Origin of the sequence: Mycobacterium aquaticum, assembly GCF_002086485.1 — a bacterium.
Lineage (GTDB): Bacteria > Actinomycetota > Actinomycetes > Mycobacteriales > Mycobacteriaceae > Mycobacterium > Mycobacterium aquaticum.
Window position 1 is genome coordinate 79,736 of sequence record NZ_MVHF01000015.1, and the last position, 21,873, is coordinate 101,608.

Here is a 21,873-nt window from a genome sequence, read left to right on the forward strand (position 1 = left end):
TAGTACCCGGTGCTCGATGCCCACGAACCACAGGTGCACAGCGGGTCCACACCCGCACCCGGACAGAGCAGGTTGCGCTGTCGGCTACGATTGCCGACGGAGGATTCGCCTAGTGGCCTATGGCGCTCGCCTGGAACGCGGGTTGGGTTAACAGCCCTCAGGGGTTCAAATCCCCTATCCTCCGCACTCGGGTCCGGGGTGTGACCTGCTCATACGCAGTCTGGTCGCACCCCGGCCCACCCAAATCCAAGGAGGGGTATGAGCCGCACCGTCGCGGTGATATGGCATGCGTCGTTCTCACTCGTCGCGGCCGGGCTCTACTTCTTCTTCGTTCTCCCCCGCTGGCCCGAGCTCATGGGCGAGACCTCGCCCACGCTGGGTCTGGTGCTGCGGATCGTCACCGGCGTCCTGATCGCGGTGGCGGCACTGCCGGTGTTCTTCACGCTGCAACGCACGCGTCGCCCCGAGTACGGCACCCCGCAGTTGGCGTTGCGCCTGCGCACCTCGGCGGTCGCGTTCCACGTGCTGGCCGGCGTGCTCATCGTCGGCGCCGCGATCTCCGAGATCTGGTTGTCCCTGGACAGTGCCGGCCAGTGGCTGTTCGGCATCTACGGCGCGGCCGCGTCGATCGCCCTGCTCGGCATCCTCGGCTTCTATCTGGCGTTCCTCGCGGAGCTTCCGCCGCCGCCCCCGAAGCCGCTCAAGACGACACAGAAGAAGGCCCGCGGTCGCCGGAAATCCGAGGCTGCTGAGGCTGACGAGGCCGCTGAGTCCGAAGAGGCCACTGAGGCTGACGAGTCTGAAAACACCGCGGAATCGGACGAGAGCGACGAGCCGGAATCCGTCGAAGAATCCGAGGAACCCCAGGTCACAGCCGCTGACGAGGCGCCGGTCGAGCTGACCGAGTCCGCCGCGGAGGAGCCGGAATCCTCGGCCGACGAGCACGAGCCGAGTGAAGACTCCGCAAACCAGTCCGCCGACGCTGCCGATTCCTCGAAGGAAGCTGCCGCCGACGACGACGCCGCAGGTCAGCAGGGCAAACTGCGCAACCGGCGGCCCGCCAACAAGGGCGGCATCTCGCGCCTGCGCCGGCGTTCCCGCGACAACGTCGCCGTCGAGGACTGAAGCCCCGCGCGTCGACAGCGCCGCTTACGCGGGCGAAGATGGATACATGGGCAAACTGCGGTCACACCGTGCCACATCGGTAATCCTGGCGGTCCTTGCTGCCTTGGTGTTGGTGGCACCGCTGGCACCGGCAACCGCCGCGCCCGGTGATCCGCTGTCCGCGGTCTCTGTGGTGCAACCGGCAGTGGCCCGGGTCGACACCAGGGTCGACTACCAGCAGGCGTACGGCATCGGCACGGGCATCGTGCTGTCCCCGAACGGTGAGGTGCTGACCAACTACCACGTCGTGCAGGGCGCCAACGCGGTCAGCGCCACGGTCAACGGCCGGTCCTACCCCGCTGACCTCATCGGGTACGACCGGCAGCACGACGTGGCTGTTCTGCAGCTGCGTGGTGCCGATGGGCTGCCGACGGCGACGATCGGGGATTCCAACGCACTGGCACCGGGTGATCCGGTGGTGGCTCTCGGCAATGCCCAGGGCAGCAACGCCCCGCTGACCCAGGAGGTCGGCACGGTCACCGCCTTCGGGCGCACTGTCAACGCCGAAGACGAGCTGACCGGGAGCAGCGACGAGATCACCGGCCTGTTCGAGTTCGCCGCACCCGTACGCGCCGGGGACTCGGGCGGCCCGGTCATCAACGGCGCGGGCCAGGTGGTCGGTATGACGACGGCTGCGTCGGTGAATTTCCGCATGGGTCCGGGTGGCAAGGGCTTCGCCATCCCGATCAACGACGCGATGGCCGTCGCCGGGCAGATCCGCTCGCGCACCCCGTCGGGCTCGGTGCACATCGGTGCCCCGACGATGCTCGGCGTCGGCGTGCGCAGCGCACCCCGCCAGGGTGGCGGCGTGATCATCCAGGACGTCATGCGAGGCGGTCCTGCCGACGGCGCCGGCCTGGTCCCGGGCGACCTGCTGACCAGCATCGACGGCACGCCGCTGGATTCGGCACGGACCCTGACGATGGTGCTCGACCGGCACTACCCGGGCGACGTCATCGACCTGACCTGGCAGGACGCCTCCGGGGCTCCGCGCAACGGCAAGGCGACGCTGGCCGCCGGGCCGTGAGTTGATAACCCTCGACCGGCTGATCAACGTACTGGGCGGTTACGGAGTCCACCTGCGGCATTGCTCCACCCCGCGGTCGACCGAGCTGCGCAGTGTCGTGATCCACGAGCCCGGCTATGTGGTCGGCGACGTCCTGATCGCCGTCGGCGCCTCCGATTCCGCCGAAGCCATCGCCTGGGCCACCGCGGCGCGAGCAGTGGTGGTGCTGGTCCGCGACTCCGGCGAGCCCATCTCGGGTGAGCCCGAGGACATGGCGGTGATGGTCGTCGACCCGCAGGTGTCCTGGAGCGAGCTGGCCGCCGTGGTGTACGGCCTGGTCCTGGAGGGCCGGGAGACCGAATCGGGGCGTGGGCCAACGGATTTGTTCGCGCTCGCGGACAGCCTCGCCGACGCGGTCGGCGGTTCGGTGACCATCGAGGGCCGGCGTTCGACGGTGCTGGCGTACTCGCGGATGCAGCAGCACGCCGACCCGGCTCGCGCCGAGACGATCCTGAGCCGAGAGGCCCCACAGCGGCTACGGGCCGTGTTCGAGGCGCGCGGTGTGTTCCGTCATCTCGCCGAATCCGACGATCCGATGTTCGTCGCGGGCGACCCCGACTACGGGCTGACCGGACGCATGGTGGTGGCCGCGCGGGCCGGGCGCGAACTGCTGGGCTCGGTCTGGGTGACCTGCGCCGAGCCGCTGCCCGAAGACCGGCGCGTCGCGCTGGCCCACGGCGCGCGGCTGGTGGCCATGCATCTGCTGCGCTCGCGCGCCAGCGCGGATCTGGAACGGCAGGTGGAGTCCGAACTCGTGCTGCGGCTGCTCGAGGGCGCTGCCGACGCTACGACGGTGGTGAGCAGGCTCGCGTTGCCGCAGACCCCGCTGCGGGTCATCGCCCTGCGGGCGCACACCTCAGACGACCGGCACGCGGCACTGCTGTTGGCGTTCGAGCGGGCCACCACGGGCTTCGGCTGGTCCCGGCCGGGCCGCAGCGCGCTGGCCGGCAACGCCGTATACACCGTGCTCCCCGGCGCCGATGCCGAGGCTGCGGGACGCTGGCTGACGGCACTGCGGTCGGCGTTGCCCGCCCAGGTGACATTGCTGGCCGGGGTCAGCGGACCGGCAACCGCGGCGGAACTGGCGTCGGCGCGTCGCGAGGCCGAGGAGTGCCTGGCGCTGCACGAGGTGCGGCGCACCGGAGCCGCTCCGGTCTACGACGAAGCCTGGGACGACATCCTGCTGCAACGGTTGCGGGTGGCTGCGCAGTCGGGCCGCGTGCCGCAGCGCGGTCCGGTCGCCGAGCTGCGCGAACACGACCGCACGCACTCCACCCGATACACCGAGACCCTGCGGGCCTGGCTGGAGGCACAGGGCGATCTGGCCGACGCCGGACAGCGGCTCGACGTCCACGAAAACACCGTGCGCTACCGCCTGCGCAAGATGGCCGAGGTGACCAATCTCGGCCTCGACGACGCCCGTAAGCGGCTGGCGATGATGATCGAATTAGCCGTTACTGACAGTCTGTCGGAAGCCGACAATCCGCCATAGTCCGATTGTCGAAATCGGGCAAACCGTGCCGTGGTCGCCGACCTCACCATGGGTGATGTCAGTGTGAATCTCGATCGCGGAGGTGGCGGCATGGTCGGCGTCGAACGGATTGACGGCGGTCCACGTTCCGCCGTCGTCGTGGGTGCCGGGATCGTCGGTCTGTCGACCGCATGGTTCCTGCAGGAGCGCGGCGTCGACGTGACCGTGGTGGACCGCACCGGGGTGGCCGCGGGCGCATCCTGGGGCAACGCCGGCTGGGTGTCGCCGACGCTGACCATCCCGCTCAACGATCCGGGGGTGCTGCGCTACGGGCTGCGTTCGCTGGCCAACCCGACCGCGCCGCTGCACATCCCGCTGACGGCCGATCCGCGACTGTGGTCGTTCCTGCTGCGGTTCGCCGCCAACTGCCGCCGCTCCTCGTGGAGTCGGGTCGCACGGGCGAACGTGCCGTTCAACGCGGAGTGCATCGAGGCCTACGACGTCCTGACCAGCAACGGCGTGGATGCCCCAACGACCGACGGACCCATCACCGCGCTGTTCGAATCGCCGCATCAGGCCGAGCATCTGCTGGCTGAGCTGCGGGGCCTCGCCGCCGTCGGCCAGACCGTGACCATCAATCGACTCTCCGGCGAGACGCTGCGCGAGAACGTGCCGCTCGCGTCTGCGGCGATCACCACGGGCATCAGCGTCGAAGGCCAGCGCTTCGTGGACCCCGGCCGGTTCGTGCATGCCCTGGCCGAATCCGTGGTCGCCCGCGGCGGAGCCATCCGCATCGCCGAGGTCACGGACGTGCAACCCGCGGGCAGCCGCATTCGGGTCAAGCTGCGCGACACGGACCTGACCACCGATGCCGCGGTGATCGCCACCGGCGCGTGGCTGTCCCGGCTGGCCGGCCGGCGGGTCCGGACCCCGGTGCGGGCCGGCCGCGGCTACTCGTTCACCGTGCCGGTGGACCGCCCGGTTCCGGGTCCCATGTACCTGCCGGACGTCCGGGTGGCGTGTACGCCATACCAGGGTGCGCTGCGGGTCGCCGGAACGATGGAATTCCGTTCCCCCGACGATCCACTGCAGCCTGCCCGTGTGGAGGCCATCGTCGCCTCGGCCGCACCGCTGCTCGACGGTGTGCACTGGGCCGAACGCACCGACGTGTGGGTCGGCGGTCGCCCGGTCACCCCCGACGGCCGCCCGTTGATCGGCGAGGTGGCACACGGACTCTTCGTCGCAGGCGGCCACGGAATGTGGGGACTGGCGCACGGTCCCGTCACCGGCCGACTGCTGGCCGAGTACATCACCACCGGCAAGCAGCCCGAAGCGCTACGCGAATTCAACCCGCTCCGTTAGGAATTCAGCACGTCGCGGCCCCGCTGTGGGCCACCGCGTCGTCAGGGGCGGTGCCCTGTCCCGCCCCTGACGACAAACACCCTTCACCACCAGGAGGAACCAAAATGACTACGAGTCAACGTGTTTGGATGTCACCGCAGGCCCACGACCGCCTGCAGCAGGAGCTTGCCACGCTGCGCGAACTGATCGCGACCGAAGCAGCCAGCGATTCCGACGAGAACAGCGTCGCCGTCCAGCGCGCCCGTCAGGCCCGCATCCAGCACATCCACGATCTGCTACTCAACTGCGTCGTCGGGGAGGATCCGCCGGACGACGGCGTGGCGGAACCGGGCATGGTGTTGACCGTGCGTTACGACGACGGGGACACCGAGGAGTTCCTGCTCGGCGTCCGCGGCGCGGAATACGGTGAGCTGGAAGTATATTCGGTGCAGTCCCCGCTCGGCAGCGCGATCCTCGGGGCCCGCCCGGGCGAGCGCCGCAGTTACTCGGTTCCCAGCGGCGACAAGATTCCGGTCACACTCGTCTCGGCGGTTCCGTACGGGCTGCACCAGCCCGTCACCACCTACCGCGGAGTCACCGCCTTGCGCCGCCGCGCTTGAGGAAAGGGCGGAAGCCCTGAGCCGGCACTTCAATAGCCGGTTGTGCACATGACCGAACGAGCCGCGGCATAACCTGATTGCCATGGCAGGTGCACGCAAGGGCGGCACACCCGGCACCTTGACCGCCGACGACTGGCTGCAGGCCGGCTACGCCCTGCTGGCCACCGACGGGATGCGGGCACTGAAGATCGAGCGCCTCTGCCAACAGGTCGGTGCGACGCGCGGCAGCTTCTACTGGCACTTCACCGACATGGACGGCTACCGCGCGGCGCTGGTGGCGTCCTGGAACACGTTTCTGGAGAACGACCGCCGCTCGCTGGCCGAACTGGAAAGCCTGCCGCCGCGCGAGCGGTTGTCGAAGATGATGTCGGCGCTTCTCAGCCCCCAGCACTGGACGTTGGAGCGGGCCATGCGGGAGTGGGCGCGTTCCGACGAGGTGGCCGCGGCCAATGTGCGGGCCGCCGACCTGCGGGTACTGCTCGCGGTGGCCAAGGCATACCAGGATTACGGGTTCAGCCCCGAGGAAGCGCAGCTGCGCGCCGAGTCGACGTTCGCGGCGGGCATCGGCATGCTGCACCTCGTCGACTCGACCACACAGCTCACCGATTCCGATCGCCAGGAACGGTTCCTGGACCTGATGTTGAAGAAGTAGGCCGCGGCTTCTACTCGCGCCGGTTGCCGTCTTCGTCCCAGTGGGCAGCGACCTTCTTGCTCGGCTGCACCCGTGGCGGCTCCCCCGGCATCTTGGGGTAGCTGGGCGGGTACGGCAGATCTCCGAGGCCACGCTCCTCGTCCGCGGCGACCAAATCCAGCAAAGGTTGCAGGGATTGCTTGTCGTCGTCGATCCCGGCCCACGGATCATCGCGTCCGGCAAGGAAACCCGGCACGGTGGCGATGATGTAGTCGTCGGGGTCGGCGTCGCGCAGCTCGGCCCAGCTCAGCGGGGTGGACACGGTCGCGATCGGGGTCTTGCGGGCCGAGTAGGCGGACGCGAAGGTGCGGTCGCGCGCGTTCTGGTTGTAGTCGATGAACAGCCGCTCGCCCCGCTCTTCCTTCCACCACGACGTGGTCACCGCGTCGGGTGCGCGGCGTTCCACCTCGCGCGCCAACGCGATCCCGGCCCGGCGGACCTCGATGAAATCCCAGTCGGTCTTGATCCGCAGGAAGATGTGCACGCCACGGCCACCGGAGGTTTTCGGGTAGCCGACCAGACCCAGTTCGTCGAGCAGCGGCTTGAGCACATCGCACGCGATGGTCCTGGCTTCTTTGAAGCCGGTGCCGGGTTGCGGGTCCAGATCGATGCGCAGCTCATCGGGATGCTCGGTGTCCGGGCACCGGACCTGCCACGGGTGCAACGTGATGGTGCCCATCTGCGCGGCCCACGCGATGGCCGCCGGATGGGTCACCTTGAGCGCGTCGGCGGTGCGGCCCGACGGGAAGGTGACGCGGCATGTCTGCAGATAATCGGGATGCTTCTGCGGCACCCGCTTCTGGTAGATCTCCTCACCATCGATGCCGTCGGGAAACCGCTGCAGATGCGTCGGGCGGTCTTTCAGCAGGGTCACCATGCGGTCGGCGACGGACAGGTAGTAGTCCATCAGCTTGCCCTTGGTGCCGTCCTTGCCCAGCTTCGGGTAGTACACCTTGTCCGGGTTGGTGAACCGGACCTTGATCCCGTCGACGTCGAGTTCCGTTGCAGGCGTTGCCATCAGCTTTTCTCCAGGACGTCGTAGAGGTCGTAGTTCAGCGGTACGTCGAGCTGGTCGAACGTGCAACTCGACGGTTCCCGATCGGGCCGCCACCGAAGGAACTTCACCGCGTGCCGAAACCTCTGGCCGTAGCCTGATGTCGCCGGCAGCCCGGCTCCGTGCATGCCGTTTCCCTCCATCTGGTCGTACGCCACCTCACACACCTTCTCGGGACGTACCGGGATCCAGCGCTTGTCGGCCGCCGAGCTCCACCGGCTCGGATCACCTTCTCGCACTTCGTCGCCCTCGCGCAGCGGTTCCAGGTCGGCCAGCAGTTTCACCCGGTCTTTCGCGGTGAACGATGCTGCGCCGCCGACCATTTGGAGCTCGCCGTCGTCGCGGTACAAGCCAAGCAGGATCGACCCGACGCCTTCACCGCTCTTGTGGATGCGATAGCCGATGGCCACGCAGTCGGCGTCGCGGTGGTGTTTGACCTTCACCATCTCCCGCTTGCCCGGCAGGTACGGCCCGTCGAGCCGCTTGGCGATCACGCCGTCGAGCCCCGCCCCCTCGAAGGTCTTGAGCCACTCGGTACCCAACTCCGAGTCCTCGGTGGTTCGGGTGACGTGACACCACTTTGTCTCATGGATCGCGTCGACGAGGGCTTGACGCCGGATCCGGAACGGCTCGTCCAGCAAGGACTTCTCGCCCGTCGCGAGCGCGTCGAACCCGATGAAGTGTGCCGGCGTCTGTTCGGCGAGCATGCGGATCCGGGATTCGGCCGGGTGGATGCGCTGCGACAACGACTCCCAGTCGAGGCGGGTCCGGCTTGGTGACGTTGTGCCCCTCGCGTCCGCACGAATCTCCCGCGGAACCACCACTTCGCCGTCCAGAACGCAGCGGTCGACGAGTTCGTCGCGCAGCGCGTCGAGCAGCTCGGGAAAGTACCGGCCGAGGTCTTTGCCGCTCCGCGACTGCAGCAACACGTCGTCGCCGTCACGAAAAACCAGCGCCCGGAAGCCGTCCCACTTGGGCTCATACGACCACACCCCGGCGTCATCGGGCACTTTCACCAGAGCCTTGGCCAACATGGGTTCCAGCGGCGGCGCGACAGGTAGGTCCACAGGTTCCATACTCACGTAGACCCGGGAACCCGGGCAATGTCATCGACAATGGAGCGATGCAGCTGCCCGTCATGCCGCCGGTCTCCCCGATGCTCTCGAAATCGCTGGCCGAGATTCCCGCAGGCATGTCGTACGAGCCGAAGTGGGACGGCTTCCGGTCGATCTGCTTCCGCGACGGCGACGAAGTCGAATGGGGCAGCCGCAACGAACGCCCGCTCACCCGGTATTTTCCCGAACTGGTCGCGGCCGCGAAGGCGGAACTGCCGCAGCGCTGCGTGATCGACGGGGAGATCGTCCTCCCCACCGACAACGGCCTGGACTTCGAAGCCCTGCAGCTGCGGTTGCACCCGGCCGCGAGCCGCGTGCGCCTGCTGGCCGAGCAGACCCCGGCACACTTCATCGCCTTCGATCTGCTCGCGCTCGGCGACGAGGACTACACCGGGCGCCCGTTCGCCGAGCGCCGCGCGGCCCTGGTCGATGCCCTTGCCGATTGCGGGCCGTCGATCCACCTCACCCCGGCCACCACAAACCTGACGACCGCGCAACAGTGGTTCGCCGAGTTCGAGGGCGCCGGACTGGACGGCGTGGTCGCCAAACCGCTCGACCTCACCTACCAACCGGACAAGCGGGTGATGTTCAAGGTCAAGCACCAGCGCACCGCCGACTGCGTCGTTGCGGGCTATCGCCTGCACAAGTCCGGGCCCGACGCGATCGGCTCCCTGCTGCTCGGCCTGTATGACGACGACGGCTCGCTGGCGTCGGTCGGCGTCATCGGCGCCTTCCCGATGGCCAAACGCCGTGAGCTGTTCGCCGAATTGCAGCCTCTGGTCACCGAGTTCGAGGGACACCCGTGGAACTGGGCCGCGCACGTGGATGCAGACGCGCTGCGCCGCTACGGGGGTTCGCGCTGGAACGCGGGCAAGGATCTGTCGTTCGTGCCGCTGCGGCTCGAGCGGGTGGTCGAGGTGCGCTATGACCACATGGAGGGCGAGCGATTCCGGCACACCGCGCAGTTCAACCGGTGGCGGCCCGACCGGGATCCGCGTTCCTGCACGTATGCGCAGCTGGATCAGCCGGTGACCTTCGAGCTGAGCGACATCGTGCCGGGGCTCCGCGCCCCGCGAGTGTGACGCTGGTGCGAAAAAGTGCGCTGAATCTCGCAGAGGATTCACAATCGCGGAGGGTGCGCCCGAGCTAACCGAACACCAGCGGCCCGGCGGGCAGGGATTCGACGCCGTGATGCGCGAACTGGGCCCAGCGGGTGCGTAGTTCGCGCCCCAGCGCCTCGTCGATCACCCGCGCCGGGCCCAGCATCTGCGCGTCGGACCAGGCCTGCGTCGTACTTGGCTGATTCGCCGCTGCCCGCGATATATGCGCCGCCGTGCAACCACACCATCACCGGCAGACCGTCGGCGTCTGCGGGTGCGGTCACGGTGACGACCAGGCAGTCTTCGCTCGTCGACAGCCCGTCGAGCACCGCCCCGGTCACCCACGCCAGCCGTGACGGCCGCTGCGGGCACGCCGACCCCGACCGGGTGGCGTCGTGCACCCCCGACCACGCCGCCGGCTGCGCAGGCTGAAACCGCGCCGCGCGGCCGTACGGAATGCCGCGGGCCCGCACGATGCCGTCGTGTTCCTCGACCCAGATCGCTCCACCGCTGATGCGTCGCTGCGTCATGCTCCGACGCTAGCGACCCCGTTTACCGCCCTCGGTCATCGGGCATGCCACCAGCATGTCTGTGACAGCATTTCAGGATCTGCCGCTGGCCGACCGGGACCGCGAATGGGACGGCGACGCCGCCGACAAACGGGTCCGCAAGTGGGCCGACGCGCAGGACGAACCCAACGCGAAATACCGCGACGCGCACGTCTGGTACGACAAGGACGCCAAGGACAACTTCACCGCCTACAAGCTGCTGATCGCCGACGTGGTCGGCGGCAAGCTCGAAGCCGTACCGCGGGGTGTGATGGCCGCAGGCGGCATCATGGACGGCGCGCGGGGCGGCATCGACATCCCGGAGGACGACGTCGACCGCGTGAAGAGCCACCTCGCGAAGTACTACAAGAAGATGGGCGAAGCGCCGCCCTGGGACCGTCGTTAGCTAGATTGCGGGCGTGAGCCTCGCCCCCGCCGGACGGTTTGCACCGAGCCCGTCGGCCGATCTGCATATCGGCAATCTGCGTACCGCAGTGCTGGCGTGGTTGTTCGCGCGGTCGACGGGACGCCGGTTCCTGCTGCGGGTGGAGGATCTCGACGACCGCACGTTCAGCGAGATCGGGAACCGTCAGGTCGACGATCTGGCGGCCATCGGACTGACGTGGGATGGCCCGGTGGAATGGCAGACGGGGCACCGCGAGCGGTACGACGCGGTCATCGAACAGTTGCGCGGCGACGGCCGACTCTACGAATGCTATTGCAGCAGAAAGGATATCGCCCAGGCACCGCAGGCGCCGCATGCACCGCAGGGCGCCTACCCCGGCACCTGTCGCGATCTGACCGACGACGAGCGTGCCCAGCGCCGAGCCGAAACCGGCCGTCCACCGGCATTGCGGCTGCGCACCGACACGTTCGTCGGGACTGTCACCGATCTCGTGCACGGCTCTTACACCGGCATCGTCGACGATTTCGTCGTGCGCCGCGGTGACGGGGTCACGGCATACAACCTCTCCGTGGTGGTCGACGACGCAGCAACCGGTATCGACCAGGTGGTGCGCGGCGACGACCTGCTGAGTTCTTCGCCGCGGCAGGCTTATCTGGCCCGGCTGCTGGGCTACCCCGAGCCCACGTATGCCCATGTGCCGCTGGTGCTCAACGAGGACGGGGCCCGACTGGCCAAACGCGACGGCGCCGTGACGCTCGGCGAGATCGGCGTCGACCGGGCCCTGGCCGAGATCAGCACGTCTCTGGGATACACCGCCACGACCGTGGACGGCATGCTGGCCGAGTTCGACCCGGCACGGCTGCCGCGACATCCGTGGATATATCGAGCCAACTGAGCAGAACCCTTCGCCGCGGCGGCTGTTCCTGTTAGCTTCCGGCAGTGCGCTATCTTCGAATGCCGCTGTTCGGGCTGCTGCTGATCCTTGCGCTGCTGACGGCGGCGTGCGGACCTTCGGCAAACAACACCACCGATCCGTTGAAGGCCGCCGGGGTGCTACGGGTCGGCACCGAAGGCGTGTACAGCCCCTTCAGTTACCACGATCCGGTCACCGGCCAACTCACCGGATACGACGTCGACGTGGCCCGTGCGGTGGCCGACAAGATCGGCGTCAAGGCCGAATTCGTGGAAACCCCATGGGATTCGATGTTCGCCGCGCTGGAGGCCAACCGATTCGACGTGGTGGCCAACGAGGTCACCATCAATCCCGAGCGCCAGGCGAAGTATGACCTCTCCGAACCGTATTCGGTCGGTGAAGGCGTCATCGTCACGCGCGCCGACAACCAGTCGATCAACTCGCTGGCCGATCTCAAGGGCAAGGTGGCTGCCGAGAACGCCACCAGCAACTGGTCGGACGTGGCCCGCAAAGCCGGCGCGCGGGTCGAGACGGTCGAAGGTTTCACGCAAGCCATCGCGCTGCTCAACCAGGGCCGGGTCGACGTCGTCGTCAACGACAGCATCGCGGTCTATGCCTATCTGGCCGAAACCAATGACAAGTCGGTCCGGATCGCGGGCACCGTCGGCGAGAAGAGCGAACAGGGCTTCGCCGCGGGCAAGAACAGCGGCCTGCTACCCGAGCTGAACAAGGCACTCGACGAGCTGCGCGCCGACGGAACGTTGGCCTCCATCTCGCAGAAGTACCTCAAGGCCAACGCATCCGGCGGGCCGCAGGCCGGCGAGGGACCGAAGACACCGCGGTCCACCTGGCAGCTCATCGCCGACAATCTGTGGCCGCTGGCGAAAGCGGCCATCACCAAGACGATTCCGCTGACCGTCATCAGCTTCGCCATCGGATTGGTGATCGCCCTGGCGGTGGCCTTGGCCCGGCTGTCGTCGAATGTGGTGCTCAGCAACGTCGCCCGGTTCTACATCTCGATCATCCGCGGAACCCCGTTGCTGGTGCAGTTGTTCATCGTGTTCTTCGCCCTGCCGGAGTTCGGGGTGAAGATCGACCCGTTCCCCGCCGCGGTGATCGCGTTCTCCCTCAACGTCGGTGGCTACGCGGCGGAGATCATCCGATCGGCGATCCAGAGCATCCCCAAGGGCCAGTGGGAGGCCGCCGAGACCATCGGGCTGAGCTACGTCGGTACGCTGCGGCGCATCATCCTGCCGCAGGCGGCCAGGGTTGCGGTGCCGCCGCTGTCGAATACGTTGATCTCGCTGGTCAAAGACACATCGCTGGCATCGACGATCCTGGTCACCGAGCTGCTGCGGCAAGCGCAGATCATCGCCGCCCCGACGTTCGAGTTCTTCGCGCTCTACGGCACGGCGGCGGTGTACTACTGGGTGATCTGCCTGGTGCTGTCGTTCGGCCAGAGTCGCCTGGAACACCGACTGGAAAGGTACGTGGCGCGATGACCGAGGATCGGATCACTGCCCAAGGCGTCCGAAAAGCGTTCGGCGACAACGAAGTCCTCAAAGGACTGTCGTTCACGGTGGCGCGCGGCAGCGCGACGACTATCATCGGCCCGTCGGGCTCGGGCAAGACCACGCTGCTGCGGGCGCTCAATGCGCTCGACGTGCCGGATGCGGGCGTGATCAAGGTCGGTGACGTCGAACTGGACTTCGCCAACCCCGTGCCCAAGGACCAGCTGCGGCAATACCGAGCGCAGAGCGGTTTCGTCTTCCAGTCGCACAACCTGTTTCCGCACAAGACCGTGCTGCAGAACATCACTGAAGGCCCGTTGGTGGCACAGAAGCGGCCACGCGACGAGGTGGAGGCCGAGGCCGCCGAACTGCTCAGCCAGGTGGGCCTGGCCGACAAGCGCGACCAGTACCCGTATCAACTCTCCGGCGGCCAGCAGCAGCGGGTCGGGATCGCCCGGGCGCTGGCCCTCAAGCCCAAGGTGGTGTTGTTCGACGAGCCGACCTCGGCGCTGGACCCCGAACTGGTCGGCGAAGTGCTCTCGGTCATCCGCGATCTCGCCGTCGAGGGCTGGACCCTGGTCATCGTCACCCACGAAATCCAGTTCGCCAGGCAGGTTTCCGATCAGGTGCTGTTCACCGACGGCGGCGTGATCCTTGAGCAAGGGCCGCCCGCGGCGGTGATCGGTGATCCGAAGGAGGAACGCACCCGGCAGTTCTTGCAGCGGATCCTCAACCCGCTGTAGCCGGGGGCGGCGCCAGGTGCACCACCTTCACCGCCGTCATCTCGTCGAGCAGCTCGGGTCCGAACCCGAAGCCACTGCCGCTGGCCCGGCGGGGCTGGGACGCGCCACCGGGCGCACCGCCGAACACGTCGTTGATCTTGACGGTGCCCACCGGCAGCGCGCGCCACGCCTCCTGGGCGTGGGCCATGTGGGTCGTCAGCACAGTGGCGGCCAACCCATAGCGGTCGTCAGCGGCCTCCAGCAGAGCGGTGCCGAAATCGGGCACGGCTCGGACCGGAGCGACCGGCCCGAAAGTCTCCTCGGAGAACACCGCCATATCCTGGGTGCAGTCACTCAAAACGGTTGGTGGATAGAATGTTCCGGGCCCATCACCCGGTTGTCCCCCGATCAGCACCCGCGCGCCGCATTTGACGGCGTCAGCAACCTGCTGGTGCACCTGGGCCCGTTGTCGCTCGTCGACGACGGGGCCGATGCGGTCGGCCCACGCGTGTGCCTCGCGCACCAGTGCCCGGGTGAATTCGTCGGCTACCGACGCCACGGCGAAAATGCGCTCGACCGACACACAGATCTGTCCGGCGTTGGCGAAGGCGCCGAGCGCGGCCTGTTGCGCCGCCCACGTCGGATCCACTCCCGCGTCGACGATCAGCGCATCGTTGCCGCCGTTTTCCAGCAGCGCCTTGGCGCCCCGCTGGGCACATGACTGGGCGATGGCGCGGCCGGTCACGCTGCTGCCGACGTGCGCCACTACGTCGACGCGGTCATCGCCTGCGAGTCGGGCCCCGACGGTGCCGTCGCCGTCGACGATCTGCAGCACGCCGTCGGGCAGGTGTTCGGCCAGCAGCTCGGCGAACCTGCGGCCGGTTCGCGGGCAGCGCTCGCTCGGTTTGTGCACGACGGTGTTGCCGGTCACCAGCGCGGCGCCCAACAACCCGGCGGCCACCGCGACCGGGTCGTTCCAGGGCGTCAGCACGGCCACCACTCCACGGGGTTCCGGGATCATCAGGTCGGTGGCCGACCAGTTGCCCTGCAGCGTGCGGCCACCATGCAGCGGGCCGAGTTCGGCGTACTGTGCCAGTGTCCCGGCCCCCGCTTCGATGCCGCCCATGGCGTCCTGCCGTAACTTGCCGGTCTCACGGACGTTGAGTTCGGCGAGTTCTTCGGCTGCCGCGCGGAGCGCCTCGGCGGCCGCGCGCAGCGCCGCGGCCCGGTCCGTGGCCTGGGTCCGGGACCAACTTTTCGCCGCAGCACGGGCTCGCTCGATGGCCACACCGCATTCGGCGGGGCCGGCGATGGGCACGCGGCCTACCAGGTCGCCGGTGCGTGGGTTGTGAATCGTCAGTTCAGGTGTCTGAGGCACACCTTCGGGTACCCACGTCGGGCGTACCTACACGCACCGCACTGCGTGGTCGGATTTCCGCCAGCACCTCGATGTGGGTGCCCATAACGTCACGGGCATGACACCGCAGCCAGACATGCATCGAATCACATTGTGGTTCATGGTGATTGCCGCCGCCCTCGGCACTGCCGCCAGCTACCCGCTCCAACCGGCGATATCGGATGTCGCTGACAGTCTTGGCATCTCGGTTGCCCAGGTCGGTATCGCACTGGCGTGCGGTCCAGTCGGATACCTGATCGGGCTGGCGATGCTGGTACCGCTGGTCGACCGATTTCCACCGAATCACGTTGTTGCCGCACAGTTCGCCGCGCTGGCCGTGGCATTGGCAGCCAACGCGGCCGCGGGCACGCTGTGGCTGCTGGGACTTACCATCGGTGGGATCGGTGCCTGTTCGACCGTCGGCGCGCAGTTGAGCTCGGCAACCGCGCGGTTCGTCCCCGAAAGCGGTCGGGCAACCGCGCTGGGAATTGTGACGGCAGGTATCTCGGCCGGGATCATCGGTGGCCGAATCGCCGGCGGATGGCTGACGGACGTGGCGGGCTGGCGCGGCGGCTTGCTCGTGTTCGCAGGCGCATGCGTCGTCGCCGCACTCGTCGCGTTACGGGTCGTGCCCGCCGCAGCGGGTTCGGCCACGGACGGCTACCTCGAGACGCTCCGCGGACTGCCCGGCCTGTACCTGCGATACCCGACGTTGCGCATCGCTGCGGTGCGGGGAGCACTGTGGTTCTTCGCGTTCTGCGCGGTGTGGGCCGGCCTCGCGGTCGCGCTGGCGCAGCCGCCCTACTCCTACTCACCCGAGCGGATCGGCCTATACGCCCTCGCCGGTCTACTGGGCATTGTCGCCACCCGCGTCGCAGGTGTGTGGACTGACCGTGCCGGCGCACGACGAGTCATGAGGTTCGGTCTGGGCGTGGCCGCGACCGGCGCAGTCGCGCTGGCCGGGTGCCTTGCACATCCGGTGGCCACGCTCATCGGTCTCGCTGTCTTCGACGCCGGCTTGTTCGCCGCGCAAGTGGCCAATCAGAGCACGGTTCTGGCCATCGATCCCGCCGCGCCGGCACGGTTCAACAGCGCCTACATAGTGGTGTACTTCGTGGGCGGCAGCCTGGGCACCGCCTTCGGAGCAGCGGCCGTCGGGTGGCTGGGCTGGCCGGCAGCCGCAGCCGTCACCGCCGCGGCGATCGTAGTCGCGATGCTGCTCACCGCCGACCGTGCGCGAACTGCCGACGAAACACGGCGTGGCGGGGAGCAGACACGCGCGCTCGGCGAGATCAGGGAGCGACGAACAGGGTGGACATTCCGCGCAGGGTCAGGTTCGCCTTGTACACCGGATCCGCTGCCAGATGAGCCTGCGGAAAACGCGCGGTGATCGCCGACAACGCCACCGAGGCCTCCAGTCGGGCCAGCGGTGCACCGAGGCAGAAGTGCGGTCCCTTGCCGAACCCGAGATGGCGGATGGCCCCTCGATCCGGATCGAATTCGTCGGCGCGGTCGAACACGGCCGCGTCGCGGTGTGCCGCGGCGACCAACAGCAGCATGGTGTCGCCCTTGGGAACGTCTATGTCGCCGATTGTCATGTCTGCCCCCGCAATTCGCGAGACCAGTTGCACGGGCGGGTCGTAGCGCATGGTCTCCTCGATCACGCTCGACACCCGGCCGGGGTCGCTGCCCAGGGCCGTCCACTGCTGCGGGTGGCGCAGCATCGCCAGGATCGCGTTGGCGATGAGGTTCACCGTGGTCTCGTGTCCGGCGATGAGCAGCAGATCGCAGGTGGCGACGATCTCGTCCTCGGTGAGCTGGTCACCGGATTCCTCCACCTGGATCAGCGCCGACATCAGATCGTCCCCTGGGCGACGCCGACGCTGCGCGATCAGGTCACGAAGGTAGTCCGCGAGCCATCTGCCTGCCGCCATCTGCTGGTCGAACAGCTCGGACACCTCACCCGTCATCGCCATGAAGGGGTCGAGGGCCTGGGCCAGCAGCGCGGAGGCGTCGCGAAACTTGGGCTCGTCCTCGATCGGCACGCCCAGCAGCCGGCAGATCACCGCGACCGGCAGCGGGTAGGCCAGCCCGGCGATGGCGTCGAAGGAGCCGTCGGAGACCGTGTCGAGCAACCCGTCCACCAGAGTGCGAATGTCGGGTTCGAGCGCGTTGATCACCTTGGGCACGAACGCCTTGCTGACCAGGCCGCGCAGCCGCGTGTGGTCGGGCGCGTCGAGGAACAGGAAGCTGGTCGCGCCGCGGGGCTCGGCATCGTGTTCGGCCATGTGGCGTTGCGCCAGAGTCGATTTCATCCGATCGCTGCACGAGGACGGATGCCGCAGCACCGCATCGCACTCGGCGAAGGTGGAGAACACCGCGACATGGGACTCGGGCAGCTGCAATGCGCCGCGCTCGCGGATCCGCCGGTACGTCGGATACGGGTCGGCCCGGTTGGCCGGGTCGAGCAGCTCGAGGAGCAGACCTTCGGCGACGGTCGTCATCTACTTATTGTGCACGCGTTGAAGAAGCGGCAGGTCAACGTACGGGCGCCCCGTAGTACCGCCCCAACACGTGCGCCCGCAGCTCGTCGAACTCGCCGGCGACGATCGCCGCCCGGATCTGGTCGACCAGCCGGATCACGAACCGCTCGTTGTGGATCGTGCACAGCGTTGCCGACAGCATCTCCTTGGCCTTGAACAGGTGCCGGATGTACGCGCGCGAGTAGTTGGCACACGTGTAGCAGTCGCATTCCGCGTCGATCGGCGTGAAGTCCCGTTTGTACCGTGCGCCGGTGATGTTGAACCGGCCGGTCGCCGAGTACACCGCCGCGTTGCGTGCCACGCGCGACGGCGATACGCAGTCGAAGGTGTCTGCTCCGGCCGCGACCGCGTCGAACAGGTCGTCGGGTTCACTGATCCCCAGCAGGTGCCGCGGCTTGTCTGCGGGCAGTTCACTGCTGACCCAGCCGACGATGGTCGCCAGGTTCTGTTTCTCCAGCGCCCCGCCGATGCCGTAGCCGTCGAAGCCGTGACCGTCCGCAGTGCGGATCCCGGCCAACCCACTCGCGGCCTGCCTGCGCAGGTCTTCGTACTGCGCACCCTGGACCACTCCGAACAGCGCCTGCCGCGGTCGCTCGGGCGTCGAGGACTGCAGCCGTTGATGTTCTGCCAGGCATCGCACCGCCCACTCGTGGGTACGCTGCACCGAACGTTCCTGGTAGCCACGGGTGTTGACGAGCGTGGTCAGCTCGTCGAACGCGAAGATGATGTCGGCGCCGAGTTGGTGCTGGATACCGATCGAGACCTCAGGGGTGAACCGGTGTTTCGAGCCGTCCAGATGCGACCGGAACGTCACGCCGTCCTCGTCGACCACCGCGAGCCGTTCCTTGCCCTTGGCGATGATGTCGTCGGTCTGCAGCCGCGACGTGTCCATCGCCAGCACCTTCTTGAACCCGACCCCCAGCGACATCACCTGGAAGCCACCGCTGTCGGTGAAGGTGGGGCCGGGCCAGTTCATGAAGGCGCCGAGCCCGCCTGCCTCGGCGACGATCTCCGGACCGGGCTGCAGGTACAGATGGTAGGCGTTGGCCAGGATGGCTTGTGCACCAAGCTGTTTCATTGTCTCGGGCAGTACCGACTTGACCGTGGCCGCAGTGCCGACGGCGATGAACGCCGGGGTGCGGATGTCCCCGTGCGGGGTGTGGATCACCCCCACCCGACCGAGGCGGCCGGGCAGCTCGGCTTCGACGGTGAAGTACGGCTCGCCCACAGCAGGTATTCAACCGGATGGCCGCCCGATTTCCGTCATGGGGGCGGACGCGACCATACTCGTTTGTCGTGAAGCACGGATTCGTCATCGCCGCCGGAGCCGCGACGTTGCTGGTAGGGATCGTCGGGTGTTCATCGCAGAATTCGAGTTCGCCAGGCGGGTCTCAGGCGCCCGGGCCGAAGGCGGCGGGCCAGGAAACGTCGACCTCGACGCTGCCGCCGGTGTCGCCCGTGCAGCCCAATCAGGCGCGGGTGACCTTCGGCACCAATGACGCCGGACCGTTCACCGGCGTCGGCTGCGAGACCAAGGACGGGCTGACCACCATCAACATCGAGGGTCACCTGCACACCACGATCGAGCTCACCGACAGTGACGCGCCGGCGGTGAAGTCGGTGAACATCGGCGAAATCGGTTCCGACGGACCGGCACTGGCCTACGTCGAAGGCGTGTCGGGCACGCCCGTGGTCGCCACCCGCGACGGCAAGAACTACACCGTGACCGGCAGTGGCATGGGCTCCAACTCCGCAAGCAACGAGCCCCCGGTCGACACACCGTTCGACGTCGCGGTCACCTGCCCCTGAGCCGGCGTCGACAACGAGATCGGGTCCCGCTGCCCTAAAGCTCGGCCCTCCAACACATTCCGGCGCCCCCGGGCCGCGTCCGGGCGAATCTTGTGACGCCGGCCCCTCCCGCACCGGGCATATCGTGCGGTTTTGCACCGCACGCCGCCGGACATGTAGTTGCGAACACAACTACTCAAGCAATTCGGCTCGGTTTTGCTGTCGATGGCGTCAATAAGTGGTTAGTGTCCGGTCCAACCGAATATCGAGCCCAGGGGGAGCGAAATGCCTTTGCACCGCGATGCGCAGACGAGGACCAGCACCGCAAAGGCCATCGGCAGGGTCGGAACCTTGGCTGTGGCGCTCGGCATCGGTGCCGGGTTCAGTGCCAACCTCTTTGCGGCGCCTGCGGCACAAGCCGACTCCAACCTTCAGAACTCCGTCGAAAAAGCCGTACACAAGGCAACTCCCAACGTCAGCGTGTCGGTAGCCGGAGTCGGATTCTCCAGCGGCTCGGCGCACGCATCCAGTAGCGGCCCCAACGGCGCGATCGCGATCGGCGCCGACAGCACGGCCACGGCCAAAGACGGTGTCGGCAACACCGTCGTCGTCGTGGGCCATGCGAGCAACGGTACCGCGGCCAACGGAAACTTCAATCGCGTCGTGGTCGTCGGTGACAACAACGATGCGTTCGCCGGAAATGGCAACGGCAACACTGTCACCGTCAAGGGAAACAACAACGTCGTGCGGGCCGGCAACGGCGACAACAACTCTGCCAAGGTGGTGGGCAACGAGAACACCCCGGTGCTCGCCGGGTGCGCGAAGTACCACGCCGGAAGCTACGGGGCCTGCGACGCCACGACGCGCGGCAACGACGGCAACACCATCAAGGTCGTCGGCGACAAGAACCAGACGGTGATCGCCGGCGGGATCGACAACTCCGAAGCCGGCATTGCCTACGTCCCGGGGAGCGACAACTCCATCGCTGTGAAAGGCGACGAGAACAATCCGGTCTACGCCGGTGCGGGCAACGGAAACCAGATCACCGTCGACGGCAACAAGAACTCCGTGCAAGCCGCCAGCCGCGACAACAACACGACCCACGTCACTGGCGATTCGAACACCGTATTCACCCTCGGCGAGTATGCGGAGAACGGCCCCGCCCGCGCCAGCAACAACCAGGTGACTGTCACCGGCGACTCGAACATCGTCAACGCGTTCCGCGGCAACGACAATCAGGTGGCGATCGACGGCAATGAGAACAAGGCCGTCAGCAACTACGCCGACGGCAACCAGGTGGCCATCACCGGCGATCACAACACGTCCGGCGTGGGTGGTATGCCCACCGACTACGCCACGGGCAACCAGGTGACGGAGACCGGGGATACGAACAGTGCCACGCTGATCAATCTCGACGACACGACCGTGACCCTGACCGGCGGGCAGACCTACCCCTAGTCGGGGTTGTCCCGCAGGAAGGTCACGATCGCCGCGGCGAGCTCTTCCCCGGCGTCCTCCTGCAGGAAGTGTCCGGCGTCGGTGATCACGGGGTGCTCGATGCCCTGGGCGCCACGCATCTCGCGGCGGAAGATGCCTGCCATCGCGCCCGTGATCGGATCGCCGTCGCTGAACGCGACCAGCATCGGAGTTTCACTGGCCGACAACGTCTTCCATGCCGATCTGTTGGCCGCCGCGGCCGGGTCGTCGGGTGTGGTGGGCACCAAACCCGGCATCGCGCGGGGCCCGGCACAGTAGGTGTCGTCGGGGAACGGGGCGTCATAGGCGGCACGGACCGCATCGCTGACCGGGCGACGGCAACCTGAGGCGACGAACCGTCCCACGTCGATGGTGGGCAGATTCTGGATCGCGGTGCGGAACTGCCACCAGATCTCGGGCATCGGGATGTCGCCCGTCGGCAGGCCGGTGTTCGCAACCACGATGTGGCCGAAGCGATCCGGATGCTCGGCGGCCAACCGCAACCCGATCAACCCGCCCCAGTCCTGCCCCACCAGCGTCACCCGGCTCAAGCCGAGTACGTCGAAGGCCAGCGTCCGCATCCACTCCACATGTCGGGCGCAGCTGTGGTCTTCGATGCGGGCCGGTTTGTCCGACCGGCCGAAGCCCACCAGATCGGGACAGATCACGCGGTGCCCTGCCGCGGTGAGCACCGGGACCATGCGGCGGTACAAAAACGACCACGATGGTTCCCCATGCAACAACAGCACAGGGTCGGCGTCGGGCGGTCCCTCATCGATCCACGCCACCCGCAACACGCCTGCGTCGCCGTCCGCGATATCGGAATAGCCTGGGGCGTAGGGAAAATCCGGTAGATCGCGGAAACGCTCTTCGGGCGTACGCAGGGTGTGCATGACGCCGAACTTACGACCGTTCCCGGTGCCGGGCCAGACAATTCGTCCAATCCCT

General features: G+C 67.7%; 21 protein-coding genes and 1 tRNA gene. 15 read left to right on the plus strand and 7 right to left on the minus strand.

What is annotated here, in order from left to right:
* Nucleotides 1–98 precede the first annotated feature (98 nt).
* The 7 genes from BST13_RS16535 (at nt 99) to BST13_RS16565 (ending at nt 6,314) form a co-directional block, all read left to right on the plus strand.
* Nucleotides 99–184 (plus strand) — tRNA-Ser (locus tag BST13_RS16535).
* A gap of 74 nt (nt 185–258) precedes the next feature.
* Nucleotides 259–1,125: a lipid uptake coordinator LucA gene (gene lucA, locus BST13_RS16540; protein ID WP_083165111.1), complete on the plus strand. Its 867-nt coding sequence runs from the start codon at nt 259–261 to the stop codon at nt 1,123–1,125.
* A 46-nt stretch (nt 1,126–1,171) separates the two neighbouring features.
* Entirely contained in the window at nt 1,172–2,191 is a 1,020-nt protein-coding gene (locus BST13_RS16545) for a S1C family serine protease (RefSeq protein WP_083165112.1), read from the plus strand.
* 1 nt (nt 2,192) lies between these two features.
* On the plus strand, nt 2,193–3,722 hold the full coding sequence (locus BST13_RS16550; RefSeq protein ID WP_083165113.1) for a PucR family transcriptional regulator: 1,530 nt from the start codon (nt 2,193–2,195) through the stop codon (nt 3,720–3,722).
* 90 nt (nt 3,723–3,812) lie between these two features.
* Nucleotides 3,813–5,063, plus strand: a complete 1,251-nt coding sequence (locus tag BST13_RS16555; RefSeq protein ID WP_083165161.1) for an NAD(P)/FAD-dependent oxidoreductase — start codon at nt 3,813–3,815, stop codon at nt 5,061–5,063.
* 104 nt (nt 5,064–5,167) lie between these two features.
* Complete coding sequence (locus tag BST13_RS16560) at nt 5,168–5,662, plus strand: GreA/GreB family elongation factor (protein ID WP_083165114.1); 495 nt, start codon at nt 5,168–5,170, stop codon at nt 5,660–5,662.
* An 82-nt stretch (nt 5,663–5,744) separates the two neighbouring features.
* Nucleotides 5,745–6,314: a TetR/AcrR family transcriptional regulator gene (locus tag BST13_RS16565; protein ID WP_083165115.1), complete on the plus strand. Its 570-nt coding sequence runs from the start codon at nt 5,745–5,747 to the stop codon at nt 6,312–6,314.
* Between the two features lie 10 nt (nt 6,315–6,324).
* On the opposite strand, the gene ligD is transcribed toward BST13_RS16565, so the two are convergent.
* Together ligD and BST13_RS16575 are read right to left on the minus strand one after the other, a co-directional pair.
* Nucleotides 6,325–7,371: a non-homologous end-joining DNA ligase gene (gene ligD / locus BST13_RS16570; protein ID WP_083165116.1), complete on the minus strand. Its 1,047-nt coding sequence runs from the start codon at nt 7,369–7,371 to the stop codon at nt 6,325–6,327.
* Nucleotides 7,371–8,483, minus strand: a complete 1,113-nt coding sequence (locus BST13_RS16575) for an ATP-dependent DNA ligase (protein WP_083165117.1) — start codon at nt 8,481–8,483, stop codon at nt 7,371–7,373. Before BST13_RS16575 ends, ligD begins: the two co-directional genes overlap by 1 nt.
* Before the next feature lie 47 nt (nt 8,484–8,530).
* On the opposite strand from BST13_RS16575, the gene BST13_RS16580 reads away from it, so the two are divergent.
* Nucleotides 8,531–9,604, plus strand: coding sequence for an ATP-dependent DNA ligase (locus tag BST13_RS16580; RefSeq protein ID WP_170064295.1), 1,074 nt, complete (start codon nt 8,531–8,533; stop codon nt 9,602–9,604).
* A gap of 38 nt (nt 9,605–9,642) precedes the next feature.
* On the opposite strand, the gene BST13_RS16585 is transcribed toward BST13_RS16580, so the two are convergent.
* Complete coding sequence (locus tag BST13_RS16585; RefSeq protein WP_083165118.1) at nt 9,643–10,152, minus strand: carboxylesterase family protein; 510 nt, start codon at nt 10,150–10,152, stop codon at nt 9,643–9,645.
* 55 nt (nt 10,153–10,207) lie between these two features.
* Here BST13_RS16585 and BST13_RS16590 point away from each other — a divergent pair, with 55 nt between their 5' ends.
* The 4 genes from BST13_RS16590 to BST13_RS16605 are packed head-to-tail and all read left to right on the plus strand — an operon-like array spanning nt 10,208 to nt 13,743.
* Nucleotides 10,208–10,576 carry a hypothetical protein gene (locus BST13_RS16590; protein ID WP_083165119.1) on the plus strand — a complete coding sequence of 123 codons (369 nt, stop codon included), beginning with the start codon at nt 10,208–10,210 and terminating at the stop codon, nt 10,574–10,576.
* 13 nt (nt 10,577–10,589) lie between these two features.
* Nucleotides 10,590–11,471 (plus strand): tRNA glutamyl-Q(34) synthetase GluQRS, encoded by an 882-nt coding sequence (gene gluQRS, locus BST13_RS16595; RefSeq protein WP_083165120.1) that lies wholly within the window; start codon nt 10,590–10,592, stop codon nt 11,469–11,471.
* A 59-nt stretch (nt 11,472–11,530) separates the two neighbouring features.
* A complete protein-coding gene (locus BST13_RS16600; protein WP_083165121.1) occupies nt 11,531–12,991 on the plus strand; it encodes an ABC transporter permease subunit in 1,461 nt (486 codons plus the stop codon).
* Nucleotides 12,988–13,743: an amino acid ABC transporter ATP-binding protein gene (locus BST13_RS16605; protein WP_083165122.1), complete on the plus strand. Its 756-nt coding sequence runs from the start codon at nt 12,988–12,990 to the stop codon at nt 13,741–13,743. Before BST13_RS16600 ends, BST13_RS16605 begins: the two co-directional genes overlap by 4 nt.
* On the opposite strand, the gene BST13_RS16610 is transcribed toward BST13_RS16605, so the two are convergent.
* Nucleotides 13,730–15,100 carry an aldehyde dehydrogenase family protein gene (locus BST13_RS16610; RefSeq protein ID WP_245839663.1) on the minus strand — a complete coding sequence of 457 codons (1,371 nt, stop codon included), beginning with the start codon at nt 15,098–15,100 and terminating at the stop codon, nt 13,730–13,732. The two genes, BST13_RS16605 and BST13_RS16610, sit on opposite strands and share 14 nt — an antisense overlap.
* 97 nt (nt 15,101–15,197) lie before the next feature.
* Here BST13_RS16610 and BST13_RS16615 point away from each other — a divergent pair, with 97 nt between their 5' ends.
* Entirely contained in the window at nt 15,198–16,508 is a 1,311-nt protein-coding gene (locus BST13_RS16615; RefSeq protein WP_245839665.1) for an MFS transporter, read from the plus strand.
* Here BST13_RS16615 and BST13_RS16620 read toward each other — a convergent pair.
* Nucleotides 16,411–17,622, minus strand: a complete 1,212-nt coding sequence (locus tag BST13_RS16620; protein WP_083165123.1) for a cytochrome P450 — start codon at nt 17,620–17,622, stop codon at nt 16,411–16,413. The genes BST13_RS16615 and BST13_RS16620 overlap by 98 nt on opposite strands.
* Nucleotides 17,623–17,656: 34 nt before the next feature.
* Nucleotides 17,657–18,889 (minus strand): tRNA guanosine(34) transglycosylase Tgt, encoded by a 1,233-nt coding sequence (gene tgt, locus BST13_RS16625; RefSeq protein WP_083165124.1) that lies wholly within the window; start codon nt 18,887–18,889, stop codon nt 17,657–17,659.
* Nucleotides 18,890–18,957: 68 nt separating this feature from the next.
* Here tgt and BST13_RS16630 point away from each other — a divergent pair, with 68 nt between their 5' ends.
* Together BST13_RS16630 and BST13_RS16635 are read left to right on the plus strand one after the other, a co-directional pair.
* Nucleotides 18,958–19,470, plus strand: coding sequence for a lipoprotein LpqH (locus BST13_RS16630; RefSeq protein WP_095533574.1), 513 nt, complete (start codon nt 18,958–18,960; stop codon nt 19,468–19,470).
* A 264-nt stretch (nt 19,471–19,734) separates the two neighbouring features.
* A complete protein-coding gene (locus tag BST13_RS16635; protein ID WP_083165126.1) occupies nt 19,735–20,907 on the plus strand; it encodes a hypothetical protein in 1,173 nt (390 codons plus the stop codon).
* Here the strand turns inward: BST13_RS16635 and BST13_RS16640 are convergent.
* Entirely contained in the window at nt 20,904–21,818 is a 915-nt protein-coding gene (locus tag BST13_RS16640) for a haloalkane dehalogenase (RefSeq protein ID WP_083165127.1), read from the minus strand. The two genes, BST13_RS16635 and BST13_RS16640, sit on opposite strands and share 4 nt — an antisense overlap.
* Nucleotides 21,819–21,873 lie beyond the last annotated feature (55 nt).

Bases quoted from the DNA above. Each gene is read 5' to 3' on its own strand.
- lucA (WP_083165111.1), top strand. From the start codon at position 259: ATGAGCCGCACCGTCGCGGTGATATGGCATGCGTCGTTCTCACTCGTC.
- BST13_RS16545 (WP_083165112.1), top strand. From the start codon at position 1,172: ATGGGCAAACTGCGGTCACACCGTGCCACATCGGTAATCCTGGCGGTC.
- BST13_RS16555 (WP_083165161.1), top strand. From the start codon at position 3,813: ATGGTCGGCGTCGAACGGATTGACGGCGGTCCACGTTCCGCCGTCGTC.
- BST13_RS16560 (WP_083165114.1), top strand. From the start codon at position 5,168: ATGACTACGAGTCAACGTGTTTGGATGTCACCGCAGGCCCACGACCGC.
- BST13_RS16565 (WP_083165115.1), top strand. From the start codon at position 5,745: ATGGCAGGTGCACGCAAGGGCGGCACACCCGGCACCTTGACCGCCGAC.
- ligD (WP_083165116.1), bottom strand. From the start codon at position 7,371: ATGGCAACGCCTGCAACGGAACTCGACGTCGACGGGATCAAGGTCCGG.
- BST13_RS16575 (WP_083165117.1), bottom strand. From the start codon at position 8,483: ATGGAACCTGTGGACCTACCTGTCGCGCCGCCGCTGGAACCCATGTTG.
- BST13_RS16580 (WP_170064295.1), top strand. From the start codon at position 8,531: ATGCAGCTGCCCGTCATGCCGCCGGTCTCCCCGATGCTCTCGAAATCG.
- BST13_RS16585 (WP_083165118.1), bottom strand. From the start codon at position 10,152: ATGACGCAGCGACGCATCAGCGGTGGAGCGATCTGGGTCGAGGAACAC.
- BST13_RS16590 (WP_083165119.1), top strand. From the start codon at position 10,208: ATGTCTGTGACAGCATTTCAGGATCTGCCGCTGGCCGACCGGGACCGC.
- BST13_RS16600 (WP_083165121.1), top strand. From the start codon at position 11,531: ATGCCGCTGTTCGGGCTGCTGCTGATCCTTGCGCTGCTGACGGCGGCG.
- BST13_RS16605 (WP_083165122.1), top strand. From the start codon at position 12,988: ATGACCGAGGATCGGATCACTGCCCAAGGCGTCCGAAAAGCGTTCGGC.
- BST13_RS16615 (WP_245839665.1), top strand. From the start codon at position 15,198: ATGACACCGCAGCCAGACATGCATCGAATCACATTGTGGTTCATGGTG.
- BST13_RS16620 (WP_083165123.1), bottom strand. From the start codon at position 17,622: ATGACGACCGTCGCCGAAGGTCTGCTCCTCGAGCTGCTCGACCCGGCC.
- BST13_RS16635 (WP_083165126.1), top strand. From the start codon at position 19,735: ATGCCTTTGCACCGCGATGCGCAGACGAGGACCAGCACCGCAAAGGCC.
- BST13_RS16640 (WP_083165127.1), bottom strand. From the start codon at position 21,818: ATGCACACCCTGCGTACGCCCGAAGAGCGTTTCCGCGATCTACCGGAT.